This window comes from Paenarthrobacter sp. PH39-S1, from assembly GCF_030063245.1.
In the GTDB taxonomy this organism is placed as follows: Bacteria; Actinomycetota; Actinomycetes; order Actinomycetales; family Micrococcaceae; genus Arthrobacter_M.
In genome coordinates this window covers 85102-106398 of the sequence record NZ_JASISR010000017.1, presented here as the reverse complement: position 1 = coordinate 106398, position 21297 = coordinate 85102, and the positions used below count along the sequence as shown (strand labels likewise).

Below are 21297 nucleotides of genomic sequence, written 5' to 3'. Positions count from 1 at the left end.
GATCTGCGCAACTGGATCAAGGGGTGGAACGAGAATCCCAAACCGTTTATCTGGACGAAGACCGCCGAGGAGATCCTCGAATCACTGGGACGACTATTAAAACGAATTAACGGCGCGAGACACTAGGTTCCCTTTGAGGAACGCTGAGCGGACGCCCGACGATTCAAAAAGTCCTGATTACCCACGAGCTCGCCGGTCGTTCAAGGGTCGACGACGGCGATCAAAATAGGCTGCCCGGTTTTACAGTTGCCGGCCCCTGCGGTCCCAATCGTCCCGCCGTGCCTCTTCCTCATCCCAAAACGGCATATCGTTGCGCCGGACGCGGATCAGGTGTCCCAGGAGAATCCCGCTGATCAGGAATAAGGCAGCCGGAAGGAAAGCTGGAAGGTCCCAGTCTTTACTTCGCCAGAACAGGGCATTCAGGGCGAGTATGGTGCTGACGGCGGCCAGGCCGACATCGGCCCACACCAGGAACCGGAAGCTACCGCGGGTCATTCTCGGTTCAAGCCGTTTGGGACCATCTGGTTCCGACATGTTCGAAGCCTACTGCCGTTGATCTGCGCCGCCGCCCAGCCCGCAGGGGGCAAGGTTCTACGGACACGTTCGTGGACGGAGGCGCGGGCTGCTGCGTAGCATGATGATCCTGGAAGGTTCGACGAGACGAACACTGGAGGATTGCTCTCATGTCACGTATACAACGATTCGACCATGTCGGAATTACTGTCGCGGACCTCGAGACGGTCACGGCGTTCTTCGTTGGACTGGGCCTTGAGGTCGAGGGCGGCAGGATGTTCGTGGAGGGCGATTTTCTGGACACGGTCATCGGAATCCCAGACTCCCGCACTGAAATCGTCATGCTGGGGCCGTCCGATGGAGGTACTCGCCTGGAGCTCTCGCGCTTCGTTCGCCCTGACCACGCCCCAGGGTCGCCGGCCGCGATGGCCAATGAGTTGGGTCTGCGCAACGTGGCCTTCGAGGTTGACGACCTCCGAGCCTCCGTCGACAAGCTAGCCGCTGACGGCTACGGGCTGGTGGGCGGCATTGGCCAGTACGAGAATATGTGGCGAATGGCCTACGTGCGCGGACCGGAGGGGATCATCGTGTCTCTGGCCGAAAGGATCCGTTGATGCCACCTGTTTTCCGCGAAATGCCCCTGTTGCGTGAGGCACACGGGGTCCTGAGAGTGGAACTAGACCGCATATTGCGCGCCTGAGGCGTCGACCGTGCCTCATGGCGAACCAGCCGCGGGGCGGTGTCCGCAGGCGGATGGATTTAAGCGACACACGACGGGAGATGCTCGAAGGATCGACCTCTTGAGGGCCGAAAACCACCCGGCAGGCGAAGGGCAATCACGGCTTCCGCAGCCAGCTGAGACCGGGGACTTGGAAACTTTCGTATCTAACCTACCGATTAATTATTTCACTGGTTTAGCATCGTTTCTTGTCCGCCGACGAAGTCAGCAGGACCTTCTCGGCATTCGCTGATCCAACCCGGCGCGCGATCCTCGCGATGCCCTCGCGCGGAGAGGCGACCGTGAACGACATTGTGGCCCCGGACGCGATGAGCCTGCCCGCCGTCTCGAAGCACCTGCATGTCCTCGCGAAGTCCCGCCACGACTAATGCAGGGAACGCGGTTTGGTCGTCAATCCCTTCGGCCTGCCCGGTGCAGCGCACTTTTCCCGTCCCGGTCAACGGATTCCACGGAGACCAAGACGAGGCCAAGGTCCCGGACCTTCGTGAGCAGCCCGTGCAGCACCGCCTGATCGTGAATAAGCCCGGTCAGGCTTGTCGTGCCGTCGCTTTCCGTCACTAGGGTGAGCCCGTCGAACCAAGCAGACCAGTGGTCATCGAGGTGGCCGTTGACCCGAAGCCGGTAACCGGCGGGGTCCGCTCGCTGGGGGGACCGGGTCATGAAGGCCAGGCCCCCGCCGTCGTCCTGTCCGTCGTCCTGGCTGTCCGGCTGTCTCCTGTCCGGCGGCGAAGGGTCCGGCCGCCGCGGCGGATGCAGTACTCCGCCACGGCCAGGTTGATGGCCCAGCCGGCCCCCAGCATGAGCGTGGTGGTCAGTCCACTGGCGCTAAAACGGCATTCCCGAGCCCCTGCGTGAACACCTGGGGACCGGCGCCAACCGCCAGCGCATAAGCGCGTGTCATCCACGCCCGGTGCCCGGCCACGTCTCCGCGCCGGATCACGGCGAAACCGAGCAGGATGCACGTGGCCATGCCCGCGCCGAACGCGAGCCTGAACAGGTAGCGCAATGTCCCTGTGTCGGGCTGGGCGGGGTGGAACAGCGTCAACCACAGCGCCGAGAATGCCACGGCCAGGCCCAAAATCACCACCACCCGCCCGGACCGCCGGTGCCATTTCGGGTGGCGCCGGCGAAAGCCGGGGGAGAACTGCAGGGCGCCAAGGACGACGTAGCTGATGGCGCTGGTGATGTGTACGACGACGGGAACGGGCGACGCGCTCAGGCGCGGATTCGTGGGCATGAGGTGCGGGCCTCCGGACAGCTCGACCAATCGCAGGGAGCCTGCCACGGCGGGGACCAGGATGAGGGCGATGAGTGCGAACGGCACCTACCGGCCCCCCTCTCTGAGCGCGAAAGCGCAGCCGTGCTCACTTGGCGCCGGCCGGGTCAAGCGCTGCATCAGCTGTGTTCGGCACGGATGCGGCGGAGGGGCGCGTCCGGCGCCACAAGGAGTAGCCGAGGCCAATCAGGGCCAGGCCGGTCGGGAGGGCGAACAACCTCTCATTGACCATCGGCAGCAGTGGGATCGCAATGGTTGCGGCGGTGCCGGCGGCAAGGACGGCTGCAGCCCATCGGGCCAGAACGTTGGCGCTCAACAGTGCGATCCCGAACAGGACGCCGCCGCCAATGTAGGTGAGGCCCGCGGCCGTGTTGAGGGGCTGCAGCAGGCCGATGTCGCCGGCCGCGTGTCCGCCGGTGGCAACGGCGAAAACGTCATTGACGTAACCGGGCGCACTGCCGGAAATGGCTGGAATGACCACGGCCCCAATGACTTCCACGCTCATCATGATCAGGTAGCCGGCGCCGAACACGAGATACCCGAACAGGCCGAGCACTCCCATCCTCTTCACATGCGTCAGGTACATGCCGGTGATGCCGATGAGCGAGAGCACGGCCATCAAGATTTTCAAGGTCTGCCGGACCGTGTACTCGGCGGTGGTGGCGAAGGTGGCATCCAGATGGGGATGATTGATCTGGATGCCGATGAACAGAAGTCCCGCTGCGACGGCGCTGAGGCCTGCCACGCGGGTGAGTGTGGTGGTGGTGATGGACATGTCGGCTCCTGGGTTCGCAGTGTCCGCGGCGGGGTGCCGTGGGATAACTCAAATGTAGGAACCGGGAGGGTGAGACGACGTCACCCAATGATGTGAATGATGAGGTGAGATCCGGAGGCTGGCAGTTACAACAGTCCGCGTTCGCGTGCGCGGCGGACAGCGGCCCGGCGGTCGGACACCTCGAGCTTGGTGAAGATGTGCTTCGTGTGGGTGCGCAAGGTGTTGTACGAGATGAACAGCTCGCCGGCGATCTGCGGCCCGCTCAGCCCGCCGCCGAGGAGCCGGAGCACCTGCAGCTCCCTTTCGCTCAACAAGTCAGCGGACGACGACGACCCCTGGCCCTGCAGTGAACCGGCGGCTTGCGCTTGAGCTGAGGTTCCCAGACGGAGCAAACGGAGTGCGTGCTCGCCGGCAGCACGGTAGTGCGGGCCGTCGTGTGCGGCGCCGCGCAGCAGGCCCATCATCGGCGCTCCTTCGTCCAGGAAGAGCCGCACATACTCGGCGGGTTCGGGTGCCTCGACGAATGCGCGCTCAAGCGCCTCGCGAGCCTGGGCCCGTTGTCCCTGCACATCAAGTGCCAGGGCCAGAAGCATGCGGATCTCCAGCACGGAACCGGCGCGTCCGGAAGCTGTGGCGGCGTCGAGCAACCGTTCCAACAGGGCACCGGCTTGGCCGGCAGCTCCGGCGTCGGGACACGCCCGGTGCTGGGCAATAAGCAGCCGCACCAACGTGAGGTGGTCAAATTCGCTCAGATAACTGGCGTCGTCTGTGACGGAAACTCCGCGCTCGCGTGCCCAATCGCCGGCGTCCAGAAGCCTGCCTTGTGTGATCCAGATCCGGGCCTTCATAGCCGGGATCGGGCGCACCTCCGGGAAGAATCCACGCAGGTAGAGCGGCTCCGCCTGCTCCAAAAGGTCGATGGCCCGCTCCGGGTCTCCCTCGGCACGGGCGAGCAGCCCGCTTGCCACCAACCACCGGTAGCGGCTCTCGGCCAGCGGGGCGCGCTCCTGCAGCGCCGGCGTGGCCTCAAGGTGCCGCCGGACCCCACCAAGGTCTCCTCCCTCGCAGTCGATCTCGCTCAGTCCTACGTGTAACTCGGCCGCCGCCCGTTCCGCGGATGCACCCTGCGCTTGGGCCATTTTCAATGCGCCCTGCATGATCCGGCGGGCTTTTCCGGGTCGACCTGCCGCGAGCCACAGGTCTGCAAGCACCACTGTGCTGCCCAGCTCGTCGACCAGGTTGCCTGCCGCATGCAGGCTTGCCACGGCCTGGGTGAACGTCTGCAGTGCCGTTGAAACGTCGCCCCGCGCCCATGCGGCGAGCCCCAGAAAACCGGAGGCTGCGCCCCGGGCCAGGTGATCGTCGGGGCCGGCAAGCGCCAGGGCGTGTTGTGCATGATCCACCGTCCCAATTTCATCGCCCCGCGCCTGCGCCAGGGAGGCGCGGTAGATGGCGATGGTCGCCGGCAATGACTGGAACTCTTCGATGGCGGACCAAGGGCAGGCCGCTCCGGAGGGTGCGGCTGCCATCGCGCGCTCGGCATCCTGAAGCCGGGGTTCGACGCCGTCGAGCTTTCCGGTGGCCATGAGGCTGAAGGCTTGGGAAACGCTGAGCACGGGACTGCGCCGAATGACGTCGTCGGGCAGTTCCTTCAGCCAGCCGAGGAACAAGGCATCCTGCCTGTTGCGCCGGATTTGGGGAACGGCCAGCTCCATCAGGTGTGCGGCGCGGTCAAAGTCCAGGGCCGCCAGTGCATGACCAACTGCTTCACCGGTCATGCCCTGGCCCTCGTACCAGCCGCTGGCGCGCTGATGCAGCAGCGGAACCTGCCCAGGCTCCTCGCCAAGCAGGCGAGCCCGAAGCACATGGGCAAAGAGGCGATGGTAGCGGTACCATTCGCGTTTGTCGTCCAGGGGGACAACGAATAGGTTGGCGCGTTCCAACGCCAGGAGCATGTCGTTCCCGTCGTCGCGATAAGTCACAGCGTCACAGAGCGGACCGGTCAGCCGGTCGAGGACGGCCGTGTTGAGAAGGAACCGACGGACATGCTCCGGTTGATGCGCCAGCACCTCTTCGAGGAGGTAGTCGAGGATATACCGGTCGTCCCCGTCAAACCGGGCGATGAAGCCCGCGATGTCCGCGCGTCCCTTGAGCGAAAGCCCAGCAAGCTGAAGCGCGGCAATCCACCCTTCCGTTCGTTGCGACAAGGCCGCCACCTCCTTTGCGGCCAAGTCCAGCCCCGACACCCCGCTGAAGTATTCGGCGGCCTCCTCGAACGTAAAGCGGAGATCCGCAGCACGGATCTCGACCAGTTCGCCGCGCACCCGCCAACGGGAGAGCGGCAGTTCGGGGTCCGCTCGGGTGCTGATGACTACGTGCATGCGTGGCGGAACATGCTCCAGCAAGAAGGCCATCCCCTCACCGACCTCGCGGCCATCGGCCAAGTGGTAGTCATCGAGCACCAGCCATACCTCGTTCGGCATAGCGGCGAGCACATTGAGCACGGAGGTGAGCACGCGCTCGGTCGGCGTGGACGAGGACGCCAGCTGATCCAGCGACGCCGGGTCAAGGCCGGGCACCACCGCTTGCAGGGCTGTCACGACGTACGTCCAAAATGCCGCAGGATCACTGTCCGACTGCTCGAGCGAAAGCCACGCCACGCAACGGTCTTCATCGGTCGTCTCGGCCAGCCATCCGGCAAGGAGCGTCGTCTTGCCGAACCCGGCCGGGGCAGACACCAGTGTCAATCTCGATTCAGTTCCCTGACGCAACAGTCCACTAAGTCGTGGGCGGGGAATCAGGCCGCGCTGCGGCCCCGGAACGAACAGTTTGCTTGCAATCACCGGAGGTGCCATGTGAACCCTATTCCTGCATGCACACCGGAGTCCACCGCGCGCAGCAACTCACACAAGTCTAGCGCCACCACTGCTGCGAACACGGGCTTGCGTTAGCGGCCGCTAAAACGCGACGGACTCAACGCTCTAGCCTGGCGTCGTCGGACTTCCAGCCCGCAACAGGTGGTTGGGGAGCCTGTTTCCTGGCGCCCGGCCGCGGATTTCGAGCAGGTCCCGGGCATGGGCGTGCAAACGCTTGTCCTCATCGGAAACGGGAACCCAAGGGGGAACCGGCACCGAGTTGCCGGAGTCGTCTCGTGCCACCATCACGGTCAGGCAGTAGGTGGTCAGCCTCATCTGGCGTCCCTTGGGATCTCCGGAACGGACGTGGACGGCGATGTGCACGCCCTTCGTTCCCGTGTAGACCAGCCGGGCCTCCACTTCCACCACGTGGCCGATCAGCAGCGGCCGGTAGAAGCGTACACCGCCGGAGAACACCGCCACGGTGTCATTTCCGCAGTACCGTGATGCGCACACGTAGGCGGCTTCATCGATCCATTTCATCACCATCCCGCCGTGAACCTTGCCGCCCCAATTAACGTCCGTGGGGGCGGCCATGAATCCCAGGACCACGCGCTCGGCCGTTCCCGCATCGGTATAGTTCTGGGCCTTCATGGCCGCCACGATCTCTTCCCGGACGTTGATCCTGGCCAGAGCGTCATCGTAGTGCTCAATCTCCTCCGGCGTGGCGGGCTCAAAGCGTGTTACCGGGATGGGTTTGCCGTCCGCGCCGACGGCCACGAATATCACGATGCACTGACTGCGCATCGTGGGGGTACCGCCTCTTGGGTCGCCCGAGGACACCACTGTACGGATGTGCATCGATGACCGTCCGGTGTAGACGATAGTCGCCTCCACTTCCACCATGTCGCCACTGTTGACGGGGTCGGCAAAGTGGATGTTACCCACATAGGCGGTCACACAGTAAGACTTGGACCAACCGACGGCGGCGGCGTAGGCTGCCTTGTCCACCCACTCCCGCACCGTGCCGGCATCCACCGAGCCGCTGTGCCCGACGTCGGTGGGGCGGCAAGGAAACGAAGGGTCACGGAGTTGGCGGCAGTCTCACTCATGAAACGAGTCTATTGAAGTGGCAGACCGTCCAAACGCGCGGAAGTCTCATACGCTGTTCCTCCCGCCATCATCGCCAGGCCACGTGACGGAATGTGGAACTCCAGAGCCAGGGTCTAGGCCATGCTCGGTAATGGCGGCGGTGGGTGATCCATCGCATTCGTGGAGAGGATGTTAGTGGCAGTGGCAGTGGCAGTGGCAGTGGGAATGTCGCTGGGCTGGTTCCCGGCTGCAGAGAATTTTCCATAGTTGTCTGCAACCGGCTACGGATGCTGGGATGCCGCAGCGACCGGGTTCAGGTCCGTCAGAGTGAGCAGGTGAACCGGCCCAGCCCCCACCGGATAGGTGCTGTGTCGGCGCCGTTGCGAGTCGACGTGGAGCAGTTCACCTGCTTCCATCAGCCGCCAGCCCGGGTCCTGATCCATCCGCTCCGTGGCGACGATGACGGCCGGCCGTTCCGCGAAGGTCCGGCTGTGGACCTGGATCCGGTGGCTCTTGGCCTCCAAATGTGCGCCCCCCGTGTGCCCGCCGGCGGTCCGCGCCAGAACGTAGAGTTCATGCGAGGCAGGGTATCGAAGCGCCCACCTCTCGGTCCCGGATGCCACTATCAGATTCAGGCTGTAGACCGGCAGATTCTCCGCGATCCAGGCCACGGCCTCCTGGATCCCAGCCGCGACGTCGCCGCCGTGGCGCCGGGTCTCGGTGGTGATGAGCGCGAACATGCGTTCGCTGTCGGTCTGCCCGAGGACCAGGTCCCGGCTGCCCAGCTCGGCGAGTCTGTCGTCAAGGACGTCAAGCCCGCCAAAGGCACCGTTATGGGCGAACAGGCGTCCGCCCTGTTCGAAGGGATGCGTGTTGACCGAGGTGTGTGCTCCCGTGCTCGCGTAGCGGACGTGGGCCAGGAAGGTGGTGCCTTCCAGCTCCCGTGCGGCCCGGGCAAAAACGTGATCCTGCCAGGCCGCCATCGGCTGTTTGGTCACCAGCGGGGTCCCATCGCGGTCGAACACGCCGATGCCGGCGCCGTCGGGCTCCCGGTGACTCTGTACGCTCAGGCTGTCCGGTGCCTTCAGCAGCCAAAAGGTCGCTTTAGCGGGGGTGGTGCCTGCGTGCATACCAAACAACCGGCACATCGTTGGCGTCCTTGTCTCTGGCAGTCAGTGGTGGAACGCGGCGCTGTGGCCTGATGCCGGCATCGGTCCGTCCATCGCGTCGAGGTAGGCGACCGCCTTTTGCAGGTCGGCCAGGAAACTGCCGGCAAGGTCTCGCGTGAAGCCGTTGCGGACGACGATCCGTTGCACGGTGATGGCGGAAAGGGCATCCGGCGTCGGATAGGCCGGCACCAGCCAGCCGCTCATGCGCAGCCGTTCGGAAAGGTGGTGCAGGTTCCAGTTGACGGTGTATCCGTCCTTGAGCTGCCAGGCGAACACACCGGGATGTCAGAGCCGTCGCTCGAGGTGTTGATGGAGGCAACGCGTTTGAGCCGGAAGTCCCATTCGATCTGCGGCTGCAGAAACGGCGCGATCATCGCACCCGATGCGCCGTCCACATGGATCGGGACGTCCAGCCCAGTGCGTGCCTGGATCGCGTCCAGCGCCGCCGCGATCTGCTGGACTGGCTCGTACAGGCCGGTGTAGGTGACGCCCATGATGGCCACCACGCCGATGGTGTTCTCATCCACGTACCGGTCCAGGTTGTGGCCATCGAAGACCCGGTGCTCCTGCGAAAGCGGGACGAAGCGCGCCTCCACATCCCAGTAATTGCAGAACTTTTCCCAACACACCTGCACGGCGGAACTGAGCACCAGATTCGGTCGGTCCGCCGGTTTCCCCGCCCGCCTTCCGAAGATGCTGCCAGCGCCGCTTGAGCGCCAGACCGCCGAGCATGCATGCCTCGGATGAACCGATCATGGACGTGCCGATGGCCCCGGCCGGGTCCGGTGCGTTCCAAAGATCGGCCAGCATCCCAGCAGGGGGTCTCAAGGGCCGCGGTCTGGGGATATTCATCCTTGTCGATCATGTTCTTGTCCGCGGCCCCGGAGTAGAGCCGCTTTGCATGCTCGTCCATCCATGTGCCAACAAACGTGGCCAGGTTCAGCCGGGCATTGCCGTCCAGCATGGACTCGTCATGGACCACCTGATAGGCGGTCTCCGGCAGAGACTCTCCGTCCGGAAGGACGAACCGGGGAAACTCCGTCGCCTCGCCCGGCCTGCTGAACAAGGGATTGAGCCCAATCGACGTGTTGGACTCCTTTTTCGAGGAACCGTGCTCGGTCTGCATTGCGAAACTCCTTTCTCTGCCGGGCCGCAGGGACAATGTGCGGCACATCCTCTCTAACCGTAGACCCCGGTTCGGCTCCCGTGCGGGAGCGAAGCGACGGACTTGGCGCCGTTCCACCAGTACAGCTACGTTCGACGTTTGTGACTCCAACCGACGATCCCTCCAGCACCCCCTGGGTCTCGGGACCGGTTTGGCCCTGATCCTTGCCGTCGGGCGCCGAACGCATTTGTGCTGAGGCAGCGCATCCGGGAGCACATCGGAGTCCTGGTGCTGATCTGCGCCCTCTGATGATGGCGTGCTGATGGCGGCCGGCATCATCGGCATAGGTGCACTGATCCACGCAGGCCCTGCGGGCGTGCGCAGCCGGACCGGAGCTGCGCTGGTGGTTCGGCGCCGGAGCCGCAGTTGGCGGCAGTGTCTGGTTCAGCGCCCTGAGGTCGGAGTACGGCTGCTGCGGCGATTCTTTGCCTGAAAGCATCTGTGAGAGCGGCGTAAGATTGAAGCCACGAAAACGGAATAGAGGAAACAGGCGTTATGGCAAAATCTTCGGACAGCGACCTTTGGGCTCTCGCGCATGCCGAGCGCGCCGCGCTGGCGGAGGACTTAGCGATCCTCAGCCCGGACCAGTGGCAGCACCAGACGCTATGCGGGCAGTGGGATGTCGAGCAAGTCGTCGCGCATTTGACTGCCGCGGCGAGCCTGAACCAGTGGCAGTGGCTGCGCAGCATGCTCGGTGCGCGTTTCCGGCCAGATGTGCACAACCAGCGCCGGCTACAGGAGCACCGCGGCAACACCTCGGCCCAGACCCTGGTGCAGTTTTGCGCGGTCATCAACAGCAGTATTGCACCGTCCTCCCACACTCCGGCTTATCTGGGGGAAGTTCTCGTGCACGCCCAGGATATCCGCCACGCACTGGGGCTTCCCCGTACTCCCAGCATTGATGCATTGACACCCGTCGCGGAGTTCTATGCGCGCCGCAACTTCACGGTTGCCAGCCGCACGCACGCTGCAGGCCTCCAGCTCAAGGCAGATGACGGGCCCTTCACAGCGGGTACGGGACCACTGGTTACGGGGCCAACGGTCGCCCTGGTAATGACTATGGCGGGCCGCGTTCCTTACCTTGACTACCTCCAAGGCGCCGGCGTGCCGACTCTTCGCTCACGCCTGGACAGCACCGCACCTGAACCGCCCCAGCAGGACGATAACGTGTCCTAGCTGCGCCTGATATCTGGAACGTGGCGGCCGCGCGCAGATGGGACATGAATGACCCCGGAGTAGTCCGTCTGCCATCGGGCAGACTGATCCGGGGCCGGGGACTGCGCCGGCCACTGGCTCTCGGGCTCATGCCCGATTTCGGTCTTTACCTGCTCAACGATCCGCCCCTGCCCATGGGGTGGGACGCCCGCTGGGTGCGATGGCCGGACTTTTGCCTGCCCCTGGACCGCCACGATGCCGTCTGCGCGCTTCGTGAAGCCTGGCAACGCTCCACATCGGAACGGGTTGAGATCGCATGTGCAGGTGGTCATGGAAGAACGGGCACGGCACTGGCTTGCCTGGCCGTCCTCGACGGCGTACCCGCTAGCGATGCGGTGGCCTATGTGCGCCAGTACCTTGGTCCATGGGCGGTGGAAACTCCGTGGCAACGCCGCTACGCACGACGGTTCCCCGCCGGGTGAACCGTGATTGGGACAAGGCCGACAAGTTTGCCCCCGACTCCGGTTGGCCCACGCAGCTCCGCCAGGCCTTGACGCCGGCAGCAGAGCGATTTCTGAAGGCGAGCGTACACGTCGTCGTTCTGTGTTCTGAAATTTTTGATTTCCGGCGGGCAAGGGTAGATCCGTTGGTTATGGCTTTTCGGGTTAAGCGTTTTCGGGTTTAATGGCGCTGGGGTCGCCCTGCAGCGATCCACATGACGGCGCCAAGGAAACTGCCGAGGACCAGAATCAGTAGCCATACTTCTTTTGGAAACGTCCTCATTTCACTCTCGTCCGTCCGGGAAAAGTCGACCAGACTGTAGCCCCAAACGCTAAGCGTTACGAGGAGCACTATGACCGGGAGCCAAACCATGACTAACGGATTCTCCATATAAATATTATGTGCCTGATTCATGAGAATCAGGCACTCCCAGAGTGATCGTGGACGGGCCGTTGATATACAGGGGGTGCCGGCGTCAGGACTTCGCCACGTGGCCGTCCCATGCGGTAACGCCAAAAAGGAACTGGGCGGCGGACTTGCAAGAGCGGTATTCACAGGCCTGGCAGGAGCGTGCACCTGCCTGGCTTGCGGGCGGAAGGCTTGTGCCGTTGTAGCTTCGCAGTGAGACTGTGACCATGGTGAGCACTGTTGACGTTTCCTGGGAGTTGGATGGCATCACGATGGAGGGCACGGTGGTCCGTCCCGATGGTGATGGGCTATTCCCGGCGGTGGTCCTTGTCGCCGGCAGCGGTCCCACCGACCGGGATTGGTGTTCGCCGTTGCTTCCGGGCAGCAACGGGAGCGGGCGGCTGTTCGCGGAGGCGTTTGCCCGTGCTGGCATCGCATCTCTGCGTTATGACAAGCGGGCGTCCGGCCCGCACGCCAGGGACAATGTTCCCAAGCTCATCGGGTCGCTGAGCATGCAGTCGCATCTGGACGAGCTGGCCGCGGCCGTCCAGGTGCTGTCCAGGCTGGACTTTGTCGACTCCTCACGAGTTATCGGCCTGGGTAACAGCGAGGGCGCTTTGCATGTGCTCCACTACGCAACAAGTACCCAGGTTGTTCCCTTCGCCGGGATCGTGCTCGCTGCTCCGCCCGGCCGCCCGATCCAGGACGTGCTGTTATCCCAACTGACTCTTCAATCTGCCCAGTTTCCTGGAGGGGCCGAGCTGATGCCCAAGGTTCGGGCAGCTGCCGCCCGCTACGCCGCTGGCGAGCCGATGAATCCGGATCCAGCCCTGCCGGACAGTGTGAAGATGGTCCTGTCCAGCTTCGAGACTCCGGCGAACCTCCCGTTCGCCCGTGAGCTGTGGGTCGAATCCACGACTGACTCGCTTGGAAAAACCCAGATTCCCACGCTGGTGCTGATCGGCGGGAGTGACGTTCAGATTGATATGCGCGCCGACGGCGATCCGCTTCAGGAGGCCGCCGCTGGGATGTCGAACGTGACCTTCGCGTTCCCGCCCAACGCAAATCATGTGTTCAAGGAAGACATGCGCAGCCCTGCCGAAGTCGCCGCGTCACCAGGGAACGGATATAACGATCCGGATACGCATTTGGACCCGGAAAGCGTGGAGTTGATCATGGCCTGGCTGAGAAAGGCGGTGGATACGACGACGTCCCGCACCTGATGCGCAGCGTGTGACGCGGGGCAGAGCGGTGCGATGACGAAGCCCCACACCTGGACTTTGTGTGTCCAAAGCGGTATCCCGTTAGCCGAAGGGCGAATGGTGCACTCAGGGGCCGCGATCCGAGCAGGAACGGAGAAGCACCCAAGCGTGGCCTGGCATAGCCTGTTCACAGAAGGCGGCGGCGTCCAGCCCCGCGCATCACAAAGGGAGAGCGAAGAATGCCCACGAAGAATGACAAGTCCGATTCCGTCGGTTTCTCAGCAGCGGAGCATGCCGCGATGAAGGAGCGCGCTGCGGAGTTGCGTGCCGAGGGTAAGCAGGGCGCCAAGAAGGCGGATGGGCTGCAGGCGGTCCTGGACAGCATCGCGAAAATGGCACCGGAAGATCGCGTGCTCGCCGAGCGCGTGCACGTGTCGGTGACTGAGAATGCCCCGGGGCTGTCGCCGAAGACCTGGTACGGGATGCCGGCCTACGTGAACGAGGACGGCAAGGTTGTTTTCTGCTTCAAGAACGCGGGCAAGTTCAACACCCGCTACTCGACCCTGGAGTTCCAGGATGCTGCACACCTCGACGCCGGCGAAATCTGGCCCGTGTCGTACGCGCTGGAAAAATGGAGCCCGGTGGTGGGGAAGCAGATTGCTGAATTGGTGAAGGCCGCGATCTCCTGACAACGCCGTCACCGCCGGGTCAGGAGAGCAACCGCTATCGCCTCGTCGGACTGTCGGACCGCCGCTGGCAGCGTCGGGGCATGGGAGTCGTCGACAGCTGGGTGCCCGCAGGGGAGCCGCCGGCGGGACAATCTCACGGTGAACCAGGCGTCCAGCAGGCGACGAGGGACACCATGTCCATGGGACGCTGCTATGGCAGTTTGTTGGTGGTCGCCCGTTGATTCGCTGAGAGGCAATGCGGGCGGCCCTGCGATCGCGATCTCTTGCCCTCAGTGTTTCCGGTCCGGGGTGATTCGGGCAATGGATAACCCGCCTGACATACTCTGATCATGACCGTCTCCTTCGAATGTACGACACGGACCAGTGTGGCCTAAAGCGCAGCTGTTTGACCTTGTCCGCAGCATCGACGCCCATGAGGACTCGATGGCGCAGTCTCGTGAAAAGGCCGTGGCTGGTGTCACGTCAGGTCTCATTTCACTGGGAGAAGAAGTGACGTGGCGGGCTTGGCATTTCGGTGTTCCGCTACAGATGACGAGCCACGGATGCTTCGTCCCGGCAGACGAAGGTTTACCGACAAGCAAGGGCAGTGCCAAGATGTGACCTCTGTTATCGCAGCTCTTTTCGCATCTTGTAGTTGGTCAGCTCCACCCCTGCCTTGACCGGGTGCTGTTCCGCTTCAACAGTGAAGCCATGCCGCTCGAAGAACGGCCGGGCTGTGATGCTCACGTCGGCTGAGAGCATGGGCGTCCCTTCGCTGCGTGCCTGAGTTTCCACGTGTGCCAGAAGCTGCCATGCTACCCCACGTCGCTGGTGACGCGGCGAAACGAACATCATGTCCACGTAACCGTCGAGGCTCACATCCGAGAAGCCGGCGAGTTCGCCGCCGATTGTGGCAACGATGCTGTTCCGGGCCAACATCGCTGCGTTCCAAGCCACTACGTCGCGTCCCTCCGGCTGAGCCCACGCTTGTACTTTCTCCACCGTGTAGTCGGCGGAAGCAGTCTCCATCACAGCCGAAATGAACACCGCCAGGGTTTCCGCTGCATCCGCGTGTTCATAGGGCTTGATCATTACGGACATGTGCTCTTGTGCGTCCTGGCGCTCCATTACCCCAGTCTGCCACCGAGGAGACCGGGCCCAAGAGGATCATCGATTGCGGAACGCTAACCGGACAACGTTCCGTCACTGCACCGAATGAAAGCCTCCCGACCGGCGTGATGCTCTCTATGAACTCACAACCACGGCTTGTAGGCTGCAGAGCATACGCGTCATTGAAACCGATCATGCTGAACCACGTGACGTGGTTGAATTACCCTGCTACCCTACGTGTTGACTTTTGGGTGAAACCACATCCCGGGTATGCGTGGAACTTGGACGCTGACGCACTGATTGACGTTGAGGACATTGCCGAAGTTCTTCGGTGGGTGGACGAGCACGCGAACGGACGACTGTTCGAGGTGTTCGCCGAAATGGAGGATGAGCCGGAGGGGTCGTTCGGTACTCCGCGAAAGACCGGGCTTGTCCGCCTGCTTGGAAGCAATCTTAATGAGGGCGGAACTGTTGAGACAGTCCTTTTGGAAGCGTTTTAGTGATTGGCCGTCGCCGTTACTTAACGGCCCAACACATAGGGTTTCGCTTGTGACTCCACACGCCATCCGGGCTGTCATTTTGGAAGTCAACTGCACTGAGAGCGCTAGTCCGCAGCGGGAAGGCAATACTTTGCGTCCGCAGGTATGCGACGTCAGGTGGCCCGTGCTTGGGGCATTGAACGGGATAATCAGATCCGCCGCTTGTAAGGAGTAAGCACCTAACACGCAAGCGGCACGGTCCCAGATGTAGTTTGGAATTGCCGCATTGCTATCCGATGACTATGCCAGCGGGGCTGGCATAGTTCTGCGTCTTCTTCTGCGGGCAGCTCACGACTCCCGGGGCGCCCGGTTTCTGTCCCAGACGTCGGTCCTGAACGCTGGACAACGTTTCCGCCATCTTGGACGTCGAAACTGGCAACGCCCCGTATGAGCGTCTCTCCGGCGTTGGTTCGTGGCGGAGGAAAGTCAACCTTGGCCTGTAGGGTGCCCGTGACAGCTTTGCAGGACCGCGCCCTAGAGTGGCACCTGTGCATCTGCTCGCTTGAGCGTTTTAGTTGTGGACCCAGGGCGTCCGTCCGGTCAGGGCCGAATCACCCAGTCGTGAACCGGCTGACCGTCGCGCCGGAGAGCACGCCGGGGGACAGCCTGCGATCCATGAGCACCATGAGTAGATGGCGGGCAGCGCCGCGGAGCGGTTCTCCGTCCCCGAAGGCCCAGTCCAGGTCGTCGGCCTCGAGTCGGGTGCCTGTCAGGTCCAGCCCGAAGTGCTTCAGGCTCAACGGGCTGGTCGCATGGTCGAGGACTTTGCGCAGGGCGGGCTCGCTGACGGGGTGCTCGATGCCGAGGGGGATGGTGATATCCAGACCGTGTACGACGTCGTGCGTAAGGGCACCCTTGAGCCCGCCGCCCGGCGGCTTCCACCGGTTGTCTTCGTTGGTGCGCCAGCCGTCGAGCAGCGTGCCGATCGATGCCTGGGCGTCCCGGCGGGCTACCCGATCGGCCATGCGGGCGAAGTTGCCCCGGGAACGGACCATCTCGCCTACGAACCGCGGTGTGGAGAAGCGCAGCGGCATGGTCATGTGCGCGACCACCTCGCGCACCCGCCAGCCCGCGCACAATGAGGGGGTGTTCCAGGCCTGTTCGGGGAGGGCATCGAGCACATCGCTGAACATCCGCCGCTCAGCGGCGATGGTTGGCATCAGGTCGTCGTCGGCGGTCATCGGTCTGCTCCTGTCAGCTGCGCCAGGTGAGCGCCGAATCGATCCAGAGAGCTGAGGAATCCGGCCTGGGCAGCGGGATCCATCATGACCGCTGGCACCATGGTCTGTTCGATGTCGACCTGCGTTCGGTCGTCCCCGAGTTCGGTGAAGGTGATGGTCACAGTCATACCCGACTGGTCTTCGATCCAGGACAGCCGCTCAGGTGCGCGCACCTCAACGTAGCGTGCGCTCGTAGGGTAGGTGCTGCCGTCGGCGTCGTTGACCATGACCGTCGTGAAGGCCCCGCCGGTGCGGGCGTCCACGGTGATGGTGTCCAGGGGTGTGCTGACTCCGATCGGGCCCCAGAAGTGGGTCAGATGCTCCGGTTCGATCATGCAGCTGAAGACCAGTTGCCGCGGAGCGTCGAAGATGCGGGTGAAGCGCAGTACGTGCTCATTCATGGAGTTCTCCATTCGATGGTGCTTCCAGGGTGCGAAGGTGGTCGTCGAGCTTGTCGAAGCGCTCCGACCAGAGACGTCGGTTCTCCTCGATCCAGTCGGCGGCGACTTCGAGGGCCTGCCACTCCAAGTGGCAGGGGCGGAACTGCGCGCGCCGGCGGCGGCTGATCAGTCCCGAGCGTTCGAGCACCTTCAGGTGCTTGGAGATGCCCGGCAGGCTCAGCTCGAAGGGCTCTGCCAGCTCATTGACCGTCGCGTCCCCGCCGGCGAGTCGGGCCAGGATCGCCCGGCGCGTCGGATCGGAGAGCGCGGCGAACGTCGCGTCAAGCGGCTGAACGACTGCCGTGTTCACGGGGTGCTCCGGACTGTCCTCATGTTGCATGATAACCATATGGTTAATTAGCTGTCAAGTAAAATATTGACCGTGCGCCGGTGTCGCCCGTAAGGGGCCTATGAGTCGGTGCCTGGCCGTGGGCTGGACCAGCACCAAGGAAGGCGGGACAAAGCAATGCGAATCGCCATTCGGAAGTCGCTCGTCCGGTCTGGGCTGCCCGCATCCGGCGAGTGTCACTCCGACAGGGCTTACCCGTATGTTTCATGGAACTAATGACTTCAGTCGTGGTGGATGTCCGGTCCGGTGTGGGCACCCGGGGGCAGGTGGTGAGCGTCCGGCTGAACGAGGACCCGGCGGCCGAGGTCGCCGTCCCGGGCCCCGGCCGGTGCGGAGCAATGGCAATCCAGCGCTCCAGTGTGGTAACCGAAAGACCGCCGTGAACAGGGCATCGAACCGCTGATCCTCGATGGTGGTTCCCCTGCGGTTACTCAAATGTGTGCTTTATCAAGTGTCAATTAGAGGATGCCGCCCCAGAAGTTGGAGAAGTGGGCCGATAAATAGCCATGGAAGGGCTTCATGCCCTAAACAGGGGGCGCCGGTTCGGCGGCTTCGCCCCGGTGATCGCCGCATATCTCGTGCAACAGGCCGGGCGGCCGGTAGCACGCGGCAACTACCTTGCGGTGGTGGGGCTCAACAGTCTCGCAGCTCTTGCTGCCGACCTGAAGCTACGCGGGATCCGCTAGGGCAGGGAACGCGCAGATGGCCGATGGTTGATGGGCGGCCGAAGCGTGGAAAAGGTAATGCGTCCTTGCACCATCGAGGGCTTCGAACTGGTTTCAGCGCGCCGGGCCCTGAAACTGTTGAAAGGTAACCTTGTGGCCCATTTCGTGCAGGGCGGTTTCCGTCGCCCCGGACGCCAGGGAATAGGTGCCCACGGAGCCGCCGCTGCCGCCGTAGGCCGTGGAATTCACCATCACCAGTACCACCGAGAACTCGGGGACTTGGGCGGCGGCCGCTGTGAGCGCCGTCGTGCTGTTGCATTCGAGCAGCCGCCTGATGCCGTTGTTGCCGAAGGATGAATCGAAATAGGTGTGCGGAGCCGCCCCGGATCCGCCTGTCCCACCGGATCCGCGGCGCCGGAATCAGTCGAACTGACGTTGACCCTGAAGACGTTGATGGCCGGTGCCAGCCGATCGTAGGGCCTCGTAGCCAGGAAGGCACTAAGGAAATCGGCACAGGCCGCATTGAGGTCGCCCAGACCCGTCGGCGGTGGTTGCATAACTGCGCCGTTACCCTCTTCGGTGCCTGACGCTGAATGCGCTTCCGTGCGTGGCGCCTCATCGCCGGACCACGTTTTCTGTCAACCCGCGCTGCCCTTCGAGGCATCAGATGCGCAGCCCCGTCTTAATATCGAAGCAGTGGACCCTGGCTCGCTGCGTATCAATGACCACTTCGTCGCCTGGCTGGAACGTTCCGAATCCAGGGACGCGGCTCAGGAACTGATTGGCGCCCACGTCCAGGATGACGTCCGAGACATTGCCCAGGGGCTCCACGGTTCTGACTGTTCCGTGCGCGGCTTCCCCACTGCTCGGCACACGGAGATCGCATTCCTCGGGACGAAGCCCGATCCGCATTTCCGGTGCTTGCACAGCCGGGACGTCGACGGTGAAATGCGTTCCGCTTAACCCATAGTGACCGCTTGCTAATTTCGCTGCGGTAAAGAGATTCATTCGCGGTTTACCAACGAACGACGCAACAAACTCCGTGGCAGGCTGGTGGTACACCTCAAAGGGCGTGCCGAATTGTTCCAGCTTCCCGCGGCTCATGACCGCTATCTTGTCCGAGAGGGTCATGGCCTCCTCCTGATCATGGGTGACGTAGACACTGGTGGCGCCCAGCTCCGCGTGGAGCATTTTCAGCTCGCTGCGGGTCTGGTCACGCAGGAGCGCATCGAGGTTGGAAAGCGGTTCATCGAAGAGGAAGACAGCAGGACGGCGGGCGATGGCGCGGGCGAGCGCGACACGTTGGCGTTGTCCCCCGGAAAGCGCCCTAGGTCTGTTTGAGAGGACGTGTTCGATGTCCAGGCGGCGTGCTGCGTCGGTAACCCTTGTATGGATTTCCGCTTTGGGTACCTTGCGCATGCGTAGTCCAAACGCGATGTTTTCAAAGACGGACATGTGCGGATAAAGTGCATAGTCCTGGAAAACGAACGCGAGATCCCTTTTGTCCGGCTCCAGATCATCCACTCTGTGCCCATCAATCAGGATCTCACCGGCGGAGATGTCTTCCAAGCCGGCGATCATGTTCAAAGTGGTGGACTTGCCGCAACCGGAGGGCCCCAGCAGCGATACGAATGTGCCGTCGTCGATGGTATAGCTCAGATCATGGACTGCATTCTTCGCCTTGCGGCCTTTTCCATAGGTCTTTGCCACATTGATCAGTTTGATTTCTGCCATGATTAGCCTTTCACCGCGCCTTCGGTAAGACCACGAATGATCCACTTTTGGGCTATGAGAGTAAGAATGAGGACGGGGACCGCCGTGATGACGCCAGCTGTGGCCGCCGAGGTGTAATCCATGGCAAACAGTCCTTGAAAAGCTGCGGTCTTGACAGGCAGGGTGACGGCGTTGCTGGAGGTCAGAACCTTGGCGAGAAAGAAGTCACTCCAGCTGGTAATGAACGCCAGGATTGCCGTTGCGGCCATTCCTGGCGCCGCCAACGGGAAGGCGATTTTGTACATAATCTGGAATCGGCTGCATCCATCGATGCGGGCGGCCCGTTCCAGGCTCGGGGGAAGGTCTTCGAAGAAGCCGACCATCATCCAGATCACCAGCGGCAGGATGAACGCCGTGTACGTGAGAATGAGACCAAAAAGCTGGTCATAGAGTCCCACGGAACGCAGCAGTATGAACAACGGCACCGCTAAAACTATTACGGGGATTGCCTGAACCGTCATCATGCTCATCAGCAGGGTTTGCCGTCCCCGGAAACGGAATCTGGCAATTGCATAGGCACACGCCGAGCCCACGGTCATGCAGATCAGGGTAGTCGAGATACCGACAATGGCCGAGTTGCCCATGGGAACCAGGAAGCTCGTATCGGAGAACAGCCGCGCATAGGCCCCCGCAGTCAGGTTGGCGGCGGAGAGGTCAGGTATCCCGCCCTGAAGTACTTGAGAGGGGTAGATGCTGTAAATGATCATCCAGACGAAGGGAGCCAGGAAGAAGAGCATCACCAGGAGTACAAGGATGCTGCACGCGATTGCGGTCATACGACGTTTGACGTGGCGTGAAATTCGCCGGGACTTAGTCATTGATGTCTCCTTTGGACCGGTTGAGGCGTCCGAAGAGCAGGATCCAGAACGCCGTTACGAGAAGCACCAACACCATGATGGTCACCGCCATCGCTGACCCGTAGCCCCGGTCCAGATTGCTGAAATTGGTGAGATAGGCCAGGAAGTTGATGGTCGTGGTTCCTTCTGCCGGTCCGCCGGAGCCGCCGGTGAGAACGTATATGGTGTCAAAAACCTTGAGCGACCACATGGACTGCACGATTAAGGCGAACATCAAAGGTCCGCGGATGTTGGGAAGGATGATGCGCCAGAATTTGTTCCAGGCGCCGGCCCCGTCGATGGACGCGGCCTTGTGGAGATTTTCGGTGATACCTTGGAGAGCTGCGAGCATCAAGAGGCAGAGGAAAGGCAGTAGTTTCCACATTTCTGCGAAAATCAGGATATTCATTGCAGTTGATGGGTCTGCCAGCCATTGAACATTGTCTTTAATGAGACCCATACTTTTCAAAAGACCGTTCAAGATGCCGCTCGTTCCGTCGAAAATCAGTTTCCACATAATCCCGTTGACGACCGGTGGAACAGCCCACGGCACCAGCAAAAGGACTCTGGCGATGGTGCGGCCCTTGAATTCCCGGTTGAGCAGCAGCGCTATGGCGACGGCCAGCGCGACGCCACCCAAAACAGTTATTACAGAGAAGTAGGCCGTCCGGGCCATGGCCCCGTGAAACTGCGGATCGGATATCAGGTCCGTGTAGTTGCTCAGACCGGTAAAAGGATGGTCCATCCCCAGTTTGTCGTTCCATTGTTGAAAAGACATGTAGAAGGCGTAGCCCATGGGATACCCCAGCAACAGTAAAACTATGAACACGGCGGGGGCCGCGAGCAT

23 protein-coding genes and 2 pseudogenes are annotated in these 21297 nt (G+C 62.6%); 9 read left to right on the top strand and 16 right to left on the bottom strand.

All coding sequences use genetic code 11. The annotated features are described in order from the left end of the window. Positions 1–240 precede the first annotated feature (240 nt). A complete protein-coding gene (locus QMG52_RS12630; RefSeq protein WP_283560751.1) occupies positions 241–534 on the bottom strand; it encodes a hypothetical protein in 294 nt (97 codons plus the stop codon). A gap of 149 nt (positions 535–683) precedes the next feature. On the opposite strand from QMG52_RS12630, the gene QMG52_RS12625 reads away from it, so the two are divergent. Both QMG52_RS12625 and QMG52_RS12620 read left to right on the top strand, forming a co-directional pair. Then, positions 684–1127: a VOC family protein gene (locus tag QMG52_RS12625; protein WP_283560750.1), complete on the top strand. Its 444-nt coding sequence runs from the start codon at positions 684–686 to the stop codon at positions 1125–1127. Between the two features lie 313 nt (positions 1128–1440). Continuing rightward, the gene (locus QMG52_RS12620; RefSeq protein WP_283560749.1) at positions 1441–1620 is read left to right on the top strand and encodes an ArsR/SmtB family transcription factor; all 180 of its coding nucleotides are present in this window, start codon (positions 1441–1443) and stop codon (positions 1618–1620) included. Positions 1621–1642: 22 nt separating this feature from the next. On the opposite strand, the gene QMG52_RS12615 is transcribed toward QMG52_RS12620, so the two are convergent. The 7 genes and pseudogenes from QMG52_RS12615 to QMG52_RS12585 form a co-directional block, all read right to left on the bottom strand. Next, on the bottom strand, positions 1643–1912 hold the full coding sequence (locus tag QMG52_RS12615; RefSeq protein ID WP_283560748.1) for a DUF8691 family protein: 270 nt from the start codon (positions 1910–1912) through the stop codon (positions 1643–1645). Between the two features lie 151 nt (positions 1913–2063). After that, positions 2064–2576: a DUF2306 domain-containing protein gene (locus QMG52_RS12610; RefSeq protein WP_283560747.1), complete on the bottom strand. Its 513-nt coding sequence runs from the start codon at positions 2574–2576 to the stop codon at positions 2064–2066. A 40-nt stretch (positions 2577–2616) separates the two neighbouring features. Continuing rightward, complete coding sequence (locus tag QMG52_RS12605; RefSeq protein WP_283560746.1) at positions 2617–3303, bottom strand: hypothetical protein; 687 nt, start codon at positions 3301–3303, stop codon at positions 2617–2619. A gap of 125 nt (positions 3304–3428) precedes the next feature. After that, the gene (locus QMG52_RS12600) at positions 3429–6041 is read right to left on the bottom strand and encodes a winged helix-turn-helix domain-containing protein (RefSeq protein WP_283560745.1); all 2613 of its coding nucleotides are present in this window, start codon (positions 6039–6041) and stop codon (positions 3429–3431) included. Between the two features lie 243 nt (positions 6042–6284). Then, positions 6285–7270, bottom strand: a pseudogene (locus tag QMG52_RS12595) (acyl-CoA thioesterase). Between the two features lie 261 nt (positions 7271–7531). Then, positions 7532–8398 carry a class II glutamine amidotransferase gene (locus QMG52_RS12590; RefSeq protein WP_283560744.1) on the bottom strand — a complete coding sequence of 289 codons (867 nt, stop codon included), beginning with the start codon at positions 8396–8398 and terminating at the stop codon, positions 7532–7534. A gap of 24 nt (positions 8399–8422) precedes the next feature. Then, positions 8423–9545, bottom strand: a pseudogene (locus tag QMG52_RS12585) (pyridoxal-dependent decarboxylase). A gap of 534 nt (positions 9546–10079) precedes the next feature. Between QMG52_RS12585 and QMG52_RS12580 the strand changes: the two are divergent. The 4 genes from QMG52_RS12580 to QMG52_RS12565 all read left to right on the top strand — a co-directional run bounded on the left by QMG52_RS12580 (position 10080) and on the right by QMG52_RS12565 (position 13539). Further along, complete coding sequence (locus tag QMG52_RS12580) at positions 10080–10760, top strand: maleylpyruvate isomerase family mycothiol-dependent enzyme (RefSeq protein ID WP_283560743.1); 681 nt, start codon at positions 10080–10082, stop codon at positions 10758–10760. A gap of 44 nt (positions 10761–10804) precedes the next feature. Next, the gene (locus QMG52_RS12575) at positions 10805–11221 is read left to right on the top strand and encodes a protein-tyrosine phosphatase family protein (RefSeq protein ID WP_283560742.1); all 417 of its coding nucleotides are present in this window, start codon (positions 10805–10807) and stop codon (positions 11219–11221) included. A 654-nt stretch (positions 11222–11875) separates the two neighbouring features. Then, positions 11876–12871 (top strand): alpha/beta fold hydrolase, encoded by a 996-nt coding sequence (locus QMG52_RS12570; RefSeq protein WP_283560741.1) that lies wholly within the window; start codon positions 11876–11878, stop codon positions 12869–12871. Positions 12872–13089: 218 nt separating this feature from the next. Next, entirely contained in the window at positions 13090–13539 is a 450-nt protein-coding gene (locus QMG52_RS12565; RefSeq protein WP_283560740.1) for an iron chaperone, read from the top strand. Between the two features lie 606 nt (positions 13540–14145). On the opposite strand, the gene QMG52_RS12555 is transcribed toward QMG52_RS12565, so the two are convergent. After that, positions 14146–14646 carry a GNAT family N-acetyltransferase gene (locus QMG52_RS12555; protein ID WP_283560739.1) on the bottom strand — a complete coding sequence of 167 codons (501 nt, stop codon included), beginning with the start codon at positions 14644–14646 and terminating at the stop codon, positions 14146–14148. 263 nt (positions 14647–14909) lie between these two features. Here QMG52_RS12555 and QMG52_RS12550 point away from each other — a divergent pair, with 263 nt between their 5' ends. Continuing rightward, positions 14910–15128, top strand: coding sequence for a hypothetical protein (locus tag QMG52_RS12550; protein WP_283560738.1), 219 nt, complete (start codon positions 14910–14912; stop codon positions 15126–15128). 590 nt (positions 15129–15718) lie between these two features. On the opposite strand, the gene QMG52_RS12545 is transcribed toward QMG52_RS12550, so the two are convergent. From QMG52_RS12545 to QMG52_RS12535, 3 genes are read right to left on the bottom strand one after another with little or no spacing between them, the layout of a single operon-like run. Further along, entirely contained in the window at positions 15719–16348 is a 630-nt protein-coding gene (locus QMG52_RS12545; protein WP_283560737.1) for a maleylpyruvate isomerase family mycothiol-dependent enzyme, read from the bottom strand. After that, positions 16345–16788: an SRPBCC family protein gene (locus QMG52_RS12540; protein WP_283560736.1), complete on the bottom strand. Its 444-nt coding sequence runs from the start codon at positions 16786–16788 to the stop codon at positions 16345–16347. Before QMG52_RS12540 ends, QMG52_RS12545 begins: the two co-directional genes overlap by 4 nt. Continuing rightward, positions 16781–17137, bottom strand: coding sequence for an ArsR/SmtB family transcription factor (locus tag QMG52_RS12535; RefSeq protein WP_283560735.1), 357 nt, complete (start codon positions 17135–17137; stop codon positions 16781–16783). Before QMG52_RS12535 ends, QMG52_RS12540 begins: the two co-directional genes overlap by 8 nt. Before the next feature lie 254 nt (positions 17138–17391). Between QMG52_RS12535 and QMG52_RS12530 the strand changes: the two genes are divergently transcribed. After that, positions 17392–17559 (top strand): hypothetical protein, encoded by a 168-nt coding sequence (locus QMG52_RS12530; protein WP_283560734.1) that lies wholly within the window; start codon positions 17392–17394, stop codon positions 17557–17559. A gap of 123 nt (positions 17560–17682) precedes the next feature. Further along, complete coding sequence (locus QMG52_RS12525; protein ID WP_283560733.1) at positions 17683–17862, top strand: hypothetical protein; 180 nt, start codon at positions 17683–17685, stop codon at positions 17860–17862. A gap of 93 nt (positions 17863–17955) precedes the next feature. Here the strand turns inward: QMG52_RS12525 and QMG52_RS22335 are convergent, their stop codons facing one another. The 4 genes from QMG52_RS22335 to QMG52_RS12505 form a co-directional block, all read right to left on the bottom strand. Then, positions 17956–18093 carry a hypothetical protein gene (locus QMG52_RS22335; RefSeq protein ID WP_502920517.1) on the bottom strand — a complete coding sequence of 46 codons (138 nt, stop codon included), beginning with the start codon at positions 18091–18093 and terminating at the stop codon, positions 17956–17958. Between the two features lie 411 nt (positions 18094–18504). Further along, positions 18505–19575 carry an ABC transporter ATP-binding protein gene (locus tag QMG52_RS12515; protein ID WP_283560732.1) on the bottom strand — a complete coding sequence of 357 codons (1071 nt, stop codon included), beginning with the start codon at positions 19573–19575 and terminating at the stop codon, positions 18505–18507. A gap of 2 nt (positions 19576–19577) precedes the next feature. Beyond that, positions 19578–20432, bottom strand: a complete 855-nt coding sequence (locus QMG52_RS12510) for a carbohydrate ABC transporter permease (RefSeq protein ID WP_283560731.1) — start codon at positions 20430–20432, stop codon at positions 19578–19580. Further along, positions 20425–21246: a carbohydrate ABC transporter permease gene (locus QMG52_RS12505; RefSeq protein ID WP_283560730.1), complete on the bottom strand. Its 822-nt coding sequence runs from the start codon at positions 21244–21246 to the stop codon at positions 20425–20427. The genes QMG52_RS12510 and QMG52_RS12505 overlap by 8 nt, the downstream gene beginning before the upstream one ends. Positions 21247–21297 lie beyond the last annotated feature (51 nt).

Coding starts and splice junctions, on each gene's coding strand:
- QMG52_RS12630 (WP_283560751.1), bottom strand. CDS start 534: ATGTCGGAACCAGATGGTCCCAAACGGCTTGAACCGAGAATGACCCGC.
- QMG52_RS12625 (WP_283560750.1), top strand. CDS start 684: ATGTCACGTATACAACGATTCGACCATGTCGGAATTACTGTCGCGGAC.
- QMG52_RS12615 (WP_283560748.1), bottom strand. CDS start 1,912: ATGACCCGGTCCCCCCAGCGAGCGGACCCCGCCGGTTACCGGCTTCGG.
- QMG52_RS12605 (WP_283560746.1), bottom strand. CDS start 3,303: ATGTCCATCACCACCACCACACTCACCCGCGTGGCAGGCCTCAGCGCC.
- QMG52_RS12590 (WP_283560744.1), bottom strand. CDS start 8,398: ATGTGCCGGTTGTTTGGTATGCACGCAGGCACCACCCCCGCTAAAGCG.
- QMG52_RS12580 (WP_283560743.1), top strand. CDS start 10,080: ATGGCAAAATCTTCGGACAGCGACCTTTGGGCTCTCGCGCATGCCGAG.
- QMG52_RS12575 (WP_283560742.1), top strand. CDS start 10,805: ATGAATGACCCCGGAGTAGTCCGTCTGCCATCGGGCAGACTGATCCGG.
- QMG52_RS12570 (WP_283560741.1), top strand. CDS start 11,876: ATGGTGAGCACTGTTGACGTTTCCTGGGAGTTGGATGGCATCACGATG.
- QMG52_RS12565 (WP_283560740.1), top strand. CDS start 13,090: ATGCCCACGAAGAATGACAAGTCCGATTCCGTCGGTTTCTCAGCAGCG.
- QMG52_RS12555 (WP_283560739.1), bottom strand. CDS start 14,646: ATGGAGCGCCAGGACGCACAAGAGCACATGTCCGTAATGATCAAGCCC.
- QMG52_RS12545 (WP_283560737.1), bottom strand. CDS start 16,348: ATGACCGCCGACGACGACCTGATGCCAACCATCGCCGCTGAGCGGCGG.
- QMG52_RS12540 (WP_283560736.1), bottom strand. CDS start 16,788: ATGAATGAGCACGTACTGCGCTTCACCCGCATCTTCGACGCTCCGCGG.
- QMG52_RS12530 (WP_283560734.1), top strand. CDS start 17,392: ATGACTTCAGTCGTGGTGGATGTCCGGTCCGGTGTGGGCACCCGGGGG.
- QMG52_RS12525 (WP_283560733.1), top strand. CDS start 17,683: ATGGAAGGGCTTCATGCCCTAAACAGGGGGCGCCGGTTCGGCGGCTTC.
- QMG52_RS22335 (WP_502920517.1), bottom strand. CDS start 18,093: ATGGTGAATTCCACGGCCTACGGCGGCAGCGGCGGCTCCGTGGGCACC.
- QMG52_RS12515 (WP_283560732.1), bottom strand. CDS start 19,575: ATGGCAGAAATCAAACTGATCAATGTGGCAAAGACCTATGGAAAAGGC.
- QMG52_RS12510 (WP_283560731.1), bottom strand. CDS start 20,432: ATGACTAAGTCCCGGCGAATTTCACGCCACGTCAAACGTCGTATGACC.
- QMG52_RS12505 (WP_283560730.1), bottom strand. CDS start 21,246: ATGGGCTACGCCTTCTACATGTCTTTTCAACAATGGAACGACAAACTG.